At 66.8% G+C, this 7698-nt stretch carries 5 protein-coding genes; all 5 read right to left on the bottom strand.

Going from position 1 to position 7698, the window contains the following annotated elements; all coding sequences use genetic code 11:
- Positions 1 to 940: 940 nt before the first annotated feature.
- Genes ACFYPC_RS34595 through ACFYPC_RS34575 form a run of 5 tightly spaced genes read right to left on the bottom strand, consistent with a single transcriptional unit; the run spans position 941 to position 7680 of the window.
- Positions 941 to 2896, bottom strand: a complete 1956-nt coding sequence (locus tag ACFYPC_RS34595) for a class I tRNA ligase family protein (RefSeq protein WP_391891153.1) — start codon at positions 2894 to 2896, stop codon at positions 941 to 943.
- Between the two features lie 50 nt (positions 2897 to 2946).
- The gene (locus ACFYPC_RS34590; RefSeq protein ID WP_391891157.1) at positions 2947 to 4029 is read right to left on the bottom strand and encodes an NAD(P)/FAD-dependent oxidoreductase; all 1083 of its coding nucleotides are present in this window, start codon (positions 4027 to 4029) and stop codon (positions 2947 to 2949) included.
- Positions 4026 to 5348 (bottom strand): lysine N(6)-hydroxylase/L-ornithine N(5)-oxygenase family protein, encoded by a 1323-nt coding sequence (locus ACFYPC_RS34585; RefSeq protein ID WP_391891151.1) that lies wholly within the window; start codon positions 5346 to 5348, stop codon positions 4026 to 4028. Before ACFYPC_RS34585 ends, ACFYPC_RS34590 begins: the two co-directional genes overlap by 4 nt.
- A 57-nt stretch (positions 5349 to 5405) precedes the next feature.
- Positions 5406 to 6599 carry a saccharopine dehydrogenase family protein gene (locus ACFYPC_RS34580; protein WP_391891149.1) on the bottom strand — a complete coding sequence of 398 codons (1194 nt, stop codon included), beginning with the start codon at positions 6597 to 6599 and terminating at the stop codon, positions 5406 to 5408.
- A complete protein-coding gene (locus tag ACFYPC_RS34575) occupies positions 6592 to 7680 on the bottom strand; it encodes a saccharopine dehydrogenase (RefSeq protein ID WP_391891147.1) in 1089 nt (362 codons plus the stop codon). The genes ACFYPC_RS34580 and ACFYPC_RS34575 overlap by 8 nt, the downstream gene beginning before the upstream one ends.
- Positions 7681 to 7698: the final 18 nt, after the last annotated feature.

Here is a 7698-nt window from a genome sequence, read left to right as displayed (position 1 = left end):
CCCGCGGAGCGGGTAAGAGGGTGCTGCGCACCCTCCAAGCGAACAGTCGCGCTTCGCGCGACTGTTGACGCTCCGCGTTACGGAGCGACGTCCGGCTCCGCCGGACCGGTGTCCTTCCGCTCCGCGGAAGGACACCTTAATTCTCAAAGTGCCTGCTGCGCAGGCACTTTGAGAATAGGCAGATCGCTTCGCTCTCCTGCCCTTCAGCTTCTGGCTCCGCCTCTAGCTGTAACCCGCTTCGCGGGCAAGCTGGCTATCTGGGGGAAAGTTGCCTCCCCCCTTCTTTAAGTGCGGGTGCTTCCTTTGTCTAGAACTTTATAGGAATCCGGATTTCCGCCCCCTGCCTCCGAGAGGATCTGAGGCAATGTCATACGGGTTCAGTGCAAAGAAGTTGTACGAGGGCGGTACCCGAACCTGCTGCCCGTGCGATGTAGGGGGTGGAGGCGAGCCGTCTCCACCAAGCATTCGTTCAGAATGGAGCATCGCGCTGCGCCCGCGCAGGTAGCCGATGCGCTGTACAGCGAAGAACAGGGTCTGGCCGGCGAGCCGGTCATCGTGAGTGCGCTGTGTGTCTGGCGTGATGGCTCTGGCACGCTTGTTGATCTGTACCGTACGTATTCCCTTCGGGCAGTACGGGTTGGCTATGAGGGCGGCTAGCGTACGTGTGAAGCGGTGTGTCTGGCTGAACGCAGTGTCCTTCGTGGGGACTGCGCGGCGGTCGTCGGCCTATCTCGCGGCGTCCCGGGGCGCCTGTATCCGTGGGCTCCCCTTCCGCTCCTTTCTTCGGACAATGCTCCGCTGCCCTCTGGCTGTCCCACAGGCCAGACAACCTGCCAGGCACGGTTGGCGAGCTTGCAAGGGCGCAGGCGGGTCAGCGAGAGGGCAGCGGAGCTGCATAAGAAGTGCACTCCAGCTGGCGTGGGAGTCCCGGGCTGCGGGCTCAGGTCCAGTCAGGGCGGGTGCCGTTTGCGCCCATGGTGGGTCGGAAGAATACGGCCGATGAGAGCCGTACCTTCGATCCCGGGGTGAGGAGTTCAACCGTCCGGGGCCAGGCAGTGGGTTCCGGAAGGTCGAGCGCGGCCGACAGTCGGGAAGCGAAGCGGGGTAGGACGGGGGCAGTTCCTGACGCCAGCAGCCGGGCCGTCGCGAGTTCCAGGGCGACGGCCGTGCGGCTTTCATCGCGCCAGTCGTCGCCGTCGGCGACCAGCCGCTCTGCCGCGCTGAAGCGCACCACATCCTGGATGATGCCGTCGAGTTCGGTGGCCGCCTGGCGCAGCGAGAACCCGTCCGGGCTCAGGCTTCCGGTGAGGGCGGCCAGCCTTGTGCCCAGGCGGCCGAGGAAGGCTGAGTGCTCGGGTGTCCAGTTGCCGGCGTCTGGTGCGGTGCCGTCGTATCGCTGGTCGACCCGCTCGCCAAGGTCGGTGAGCCACTTCTGCCAGGTGCCGATAAGGACATCGTGCAGTGCTGCCTCGTAGGCGGCGTGCGTGAAGTCGGTGCGCTCTCCTTCTGGACGGGTGCTCGACAGGAAGTAGCGCACAGCGTCGACGCTGTCGGGGCCGAGGATCTCCTTGCCCCACACGGCGTGCCTGCGGCTGGTGGAGAACTTGCTGCCGTCCAGCAGGTAGAACTCGTTGACGTGGTAGTCGATGTCTGGTGTCCATTGCGGGAACGTCAGTTTGTAGAGCACCGGGTAGAGCACGGAGTGGTAGAAGCTGTTGTCGTAGCCGAAGAAGTGGACGATCTTCCAGTCCGGCTGCGGTTCCCGGGCTTGCCACTGCTCATCGAGCCGCTGTCCTAGGGCCTCGATGCCGTGCAGAAATCCGTAGGCCATCTCGGGCCACACCCAGATGACTTGGCCGTCGACAGTATTCTCGGCGGGGGGCACGCCCCATGTGGACGGGTGGGTGATCGGGACGTCCAGGCGCGGCTGGTCGAAGACGCGACGTGCCAGCTGCCGAAGCCGGGCGGGGACGCGGCCCAGTTGGTGGTGCTCACGCACCGTGTTGCGGAATTCGTGTAGGGGCAGGGAGTACCTGCGTACGGTGGCGCGTGTGGGGACGGACTGCGACTGCGCCGTTGTGGGGGCGGTCAGGTCTGTGACGAGGTTGGGCTCTCCGCATTCCTCGCAGATGTTCCCTCCGGTGCCGGCCTGGCAGTGTGGGCAGCCTCCGCTGACGTCGCCCTCGTAGAGGTACCTGCCGGTCTCTGGGTCGAAGAGTGCCTCGTCCTCCGCCGGTGCCACCGAGCCGGAGGCGACAAGGCTGGAGAAGAACCGGCGTAGGCCCTCGGGGTAGGGGGCATTGGTGCTCGTCACTGTGTACTGGTCGAGCGGGATATCCATGAGCCGCAGGGTCTCGGCGATCTCGGCGCTGTAGTGGGCGGCGGTCTCGGCTGGGCCGCGGCCCTCCTTCCGGCCGGCTGAGAGCACGTAGCTCTGGTAGTCGTCGCTGCCCGTCAAGTGCCATATTCGGGCGCCGTTCATGCGCTGGAACCGCACGTATGCGTCGGCGCCGAGGTACGGGCCGGAGAGGTGCCCGAGGTGCAGGTCGCCGTTGGGTGTGGGTGGGGTGGAGAAGACGAAGACGGGACGGTCTCCGGCGGCCCTGCGGTCGGGGGACGATGCCGATCGCAATGCCCGGTCGGCGTCCCGCCAATACTGGGTGAGGAACACTAGGTCTGTGCGCCCGGTGTTCTCGAGCACGTGGGACTCGAACGGCTCGAAGACGGCCACTGTCCCGGGCTCTATGGAATGGCGTTCGCCGTCGACCAACAGGTCTCCGCGGCCTGCGACGATGACGAAGCACTCCGTCTCGTCGTGGTGGTGGCTCCCGGATCTGCTGCCCGGGGTCACCCTGCCCCATCCGGTGCCCACGCCCAGCCCGTCGATGCTGCTCATTCCGATACCGAAGGCCTCGTGTAGCGCCTCCCGATCGTACTTGTTGATGATCACGTCTGGTTTCCTGTCGCGTAGTGGGGAAGAGGAAGCAGGCCGACAGCCTCGGCGGCCACGGCGGGAGCAAGTCGGTATCCGGAGCCGTTGGCCGCGCCTGCGAAGACCACCCGGTGGTGCTCGTCGAGGGTGGCCACCACGGGCTCCTTGGTGGGGCTGTACGCGTCGCAGAAGACCCGGCCGGAAGCGCACCGCCCGACTAGTTCCGGCGCGTAGTGGGCCAGCAGCGTCTTCGCCTCTCGAAGGTTCTCTGGCGAGAGGCCGTTTGCGACGGTGTCCGGGTCAACGTCCCACTCCTGGCAGGTGTAGCTGAAAAGCCAGTGCCCGCGGTCGTGCAGGGGGAGCAGGAATGCGTCCTCGTCGTAGAAGACGACGGCATGGTCGTCCTTCTCCGGTCGGACGTCGACATGCATCGCCACGACTTTTTTCACGCGGATTCCTAGCGGGGCGACAAGATTCCGCCAGGCGGGGGCTAGGAGCCACGGGCCTGGGGCGAGCACAACGCAGCTGGCTTCCACGGTGTCGCCGTTGCCCAGTCGCAGTTCGACGGCCTCTTTCTGCGGCTGTACGTCCATGACCTGCACGCTCTCCCTGAGGGAGATTCTCTCGCGCATGCTCCGCATAAGGCGGTGGGTGAGCTGGGCGACGTCCGCGTACTGGCAGCCGTTGCCCTGCCATGCCACGGAGCCGTTGGGGATGCGGATCCAGTCGTGCGGGGCGTGCGGGACGCGCCGCAGGTCGGCACTTTCGAGGTGTACCTTCCGCAGCGACTGCTCTCTAGCCTCGTCGGCTATGACAGTCATCGGCAGGGGGTGGATGGGCGCCTCGGGGTGGTCCTCAAGCAGCCTTGCGTAGTAGTCCTGGCTGAAGGCGGACATGCTGCGTACTCGCTCAGTAGCACCCCGGGGGAAGTGCAGGCCCGCCGAGCGCTGGGTGGCGCCGGAGGCAATGATGTCTCGGTCCAGGACCATCACCGAGGCATCCGGGTTGCGGGTCAGGATCTCTCGCGCGGTCATACAGCCGATCACACCGGCTCCAACGACCGCGACATCGACGGCGGTTCGCGTCCCGGCGCTCATGCGGCCGGCCACGGGTGCTTCGAGGCAGTCTTTGATGACCACTCGATGAAGGATGCGAGCTGGTCGTTGCTGCGCACTCCGCGCAGCCGGTCGGCGATGCGCTGGCTGCGCCAGGCATTCAGGCTGAGGTTGGGATCGGCCAGGCCGCGTTGCTGTCGAGCGGCGTTCTGCACGAAGATGTCGCGGCGCGGCGGGCCGTCCCAGCGCACCGCGAAGTCATGGTCGACGCGCAGTTCGCCGTCTTCCAGCTCTATGCGGTTGGTGAGGGGGGCGAGGAAGTCCATCGGCGCAGGCCGGAAGCCTGTCGCCCAGACGACGACGTCGGCCTCGTGCTGCACGTTCTCGTGGGGGTGGTCATTGTGACGGGTCGTCACCACCCAGGTGTCGGTGATGCCACGGGTCACAGCGGTAACCTCGCGATGGGGATATAGCCCGACGAGGTCGGGTAAGCCGTCGACGAACCGGTGCATGTACAGCTTCTGGTAGATCGACCGCAGGGTCTCTTCGGAGATTCCATCGCTGCTCAGCAGGTGGCGCTCGTTGAACTCCCGGCGTGCCTCGGGCGGCAGGCCGTAGAAGTAGTCCGAGTGGCACGGCATGTAGAAGTCGTTGGTGAACGGCGAGTCGTCTATGGGGAAGTAGTTGCGCCGCCGCGAGATCCAGCAGACCCGCCGTGGTAGTTCCGCTCCGGACCGGGACACCAGGTCCAGAAACGCCTCTGCACCGGACTGGCCGCCGCCGACCACCACGACCCGCTTGCCGCCCAGGTCCTGCGCCTTGTTCAGGAATTCGCTGATGTGGAAACTGGTGGACCCGAGAGATGCACGTGCTGGGGGCGGCACGAATGGGCGGCTGCCTACCCCCACCACGATGTTGTCGGCCGTCACGGTGCGGCGAGGGGTGCGGATGTGGAAGGTGCCGTCGAACTCGACCTCCTGGACTTCCTCGCCGAAGGCCAGGTTCTGGTTGCGCTGGCAGGCCCAGGCCAGGTAGTTGCGGAATTCCTGTCGTGGAAGGCTGGAGAACCGCGCGTTGAGGAAGTGGTAGACGCGCCCCTGGTCGTGCAGGTAGGCGAGGAACGAGAAGGGGCTGGTGGGATCGGCCAGGCTCACTAAGTCCTTGAACAGCGAGACTTGGAGGGTGGCTCCGGAGATCTGTTGCCCGTCGTGCCAGTCGAAGGACTCCTTCCGGTCGAGGAAGAGGTTGGACACGTCGGGATCGCCGTGGAGGAGTGACGCAAGGCTCAGGTTCGCTGGCCCTGCCCCCACGCCGACGCATCGGTAGTGCGCCGGGGGGCCGCCAGGACTGTCGTGACCCATGTCTGGACCTCTCTTTCGCGAGCGTCGGTGGACGGATCTGGCTCCTGTCGGTCTGTCTCAGGACAGAAGGTGGTTTTCCTCGAACGTGGTCTGGATGCCGTGGCCTCTCAGGAAGGCCAGCCAGCAGTCGGCCTCGACGCCTTCGGCAGCACAGTGAAGACCCGGGGGCAGGGCGTCTTCGATGATCCGGGTGACGCCGAAGGCGAGCGGCAGGGAGACACACAACGCCATCGCGCTCTCGTCCTCGCTCCCCACAAGGTTGAGCCGGTACTCGCCCCGCCAGCCCGCGCCTGCCCGGGAGCGCAGCCGAAGCGCGACCGTGAGGACGACGCGGTCCCTGTCTGCTGCGGTGGCCGGGTATCGGGCCGCCAGTTCATCTGCGAGCGTGCGGATGCGCGCCGGGTCCCCTGTCCGCAGGGTGGCGAACACTGGCTCCCACGCCTGCCGCCATCCGACATTGCGCAGGGTGCCGCGGACGAAGGTGTTCAGGTTCCAGCCCTCGGGGAATCCGTACTGGCCAATGAACGGAACGCTGTTGCGGTTGGGGTACGCCTCGAAGTCCTCCCCATGGACGCGGATGGTGCGGGTGGCTTCCCACGGGTGAGCGCAGGTATGTGCGGCACCCTCCTCGACGTACCGCGCAGGCGATCCGAGCGCGGTGAGGACCCCGTACGGCGCCCAGCTGAACCGGTAGCGGAAGTCGTTCACCACGGCGGGCAGGCCACCGCAGTAGGAGGTGAAATCGACGGTCTCAGCCTGGTCGCCCACGGCCTTACGGGCTGCGTCCACCAGCCGGTGCGCCATGAGATGGTCAATGCCTGGGTCCAGGCCCGCCTCGGTGAGCACGACCGTGCCGCTCTCCTCGGCCGCGTCCACTTGGGCCAGGACGCCTTCAGACACGTAGCTGGTGGAGGCGAAGTGTGCCCTGTGCTCGATGGCTGTCCGCAGTAGTACGGGGTGTTCGGTGGCCGGCAGCATTGACACGACGATGTCGCCAGGCCGCAGCTCGGCAGCCAGGTCGTCGTTGTCCAGTCCTCTGGGCTCCGCGCGGCCGGTCAGGTGCAGGCGGGCCAGCAGGCCCTCGGCTCGAGCCCGGGTACGGCCCCAAAGCCGGAGGGCACCGGCCCGGTCGCAGAGCAAGCCGAGCCCTGTGGGGCCGACGGACAGACCAGTGCCCACCCAGTGGACGGTGCCGCTCGCCCCGACCAGGCCGGCCGATCCCGGGGAGACTGCGGACGCTCTATCAGGCATGTGTGTTCTCCCTATCCGGAGCGGCCTCGCTGCAGCCTGCGGGCGTGCGGTCGTGGACGGCCGCCAACGCGGTGGTGAACGCCTCCCGGCAGCGGGCCCAGACCGGATCGGTCTCGCTCAGCGCCAGCAGGTGCGGAGTGAGTGCCGCCGAGAAGTCCTCGCTGGCCTCAGTCGGTAGCAGGGAAGGCAGGTTGTCGATGGCGATCACATCGAGCGGTTTGTCCCCGATCCGCAGGCTTCGGACAGGCCGCAGCCAATCGGTGAAGGCGTCGTTGAAGGGCAGGACGCTAAGTTCCGACCCCACGTCGCAGGTGATATCGCTAATCACTGACAGCCGATGCCCGGACTTGAGATGGTCCTCGGTCAGGAAGGGCGGCACTCGATGGGTGGTGAGGACGGCGTTAATGAAGATGTCGTGGCCGAGCAGGGCGTCCCGGTCGAGGTTGCGGGTCTCCGTCGCGTCCCACCGGACTGGAGTAACGCCGGCGGCCTCGAGTGCGTCGCAGGCACCGCGGCCGCTACGTCCCAGTGCACCGACGACAATCGCCGTCGGCCCCTGCCCTGCTCTCGCGTCGGCGTCCGGGGCCTCGCGGAGCCGGGCATCGAACTCGTCCCTGGACAGCGGCTCCAGGGGGCCGGTGAGACGGCCCCACCAGCGGAGTATGGCCAGGCCCGCACCCACGTACCCCGCCCAATAGCCAAAGGCGGCCCGGCGAACCCCTTTTCCATCGGTGACGTGCTCCAGATCGAACAGCGTGCCGCCCCCGGCCGCGAAGCGGTACAGCAGCGCGACAGCGTCCGGTTGCCCCTTGTAGGCGTGCCCGAAGTAGATGTGCCGGTGCCTGAGTTGAGCGGGCTTGTGGGGCAGTTCCTCCAGGCCGATGACGTACTCGTCGTCCGGGGCACTGGTCCAACTGCCCATGGGTGCCGGGACGCAGCCTGCGTCGACGTAGTCGGCAAGAGGGAACACCCGCTGCGGCGAATCCTCAACGGTGAGCCGGAGACCGTTCCGCACCAGCTGCCCGGCATCCCAAGGTGTGATCGGGGCGCGCCGCTCGGTGGTCCGGCTTTCGTGCCTCATCCACAAGTGCGCCGGGGC

It is taken from the genome of Streptomyces sp. NPDC005808, from assembly GCF_042871385.1.
Lineage (GTDB): Bacteria > Actinomycetota > Actinomycetes > Streptomycetales > Streptomycetaceae > Streptomyces.
This window is presented reverse-complemented; position numbering and strand designations above follow the sequence as displayed.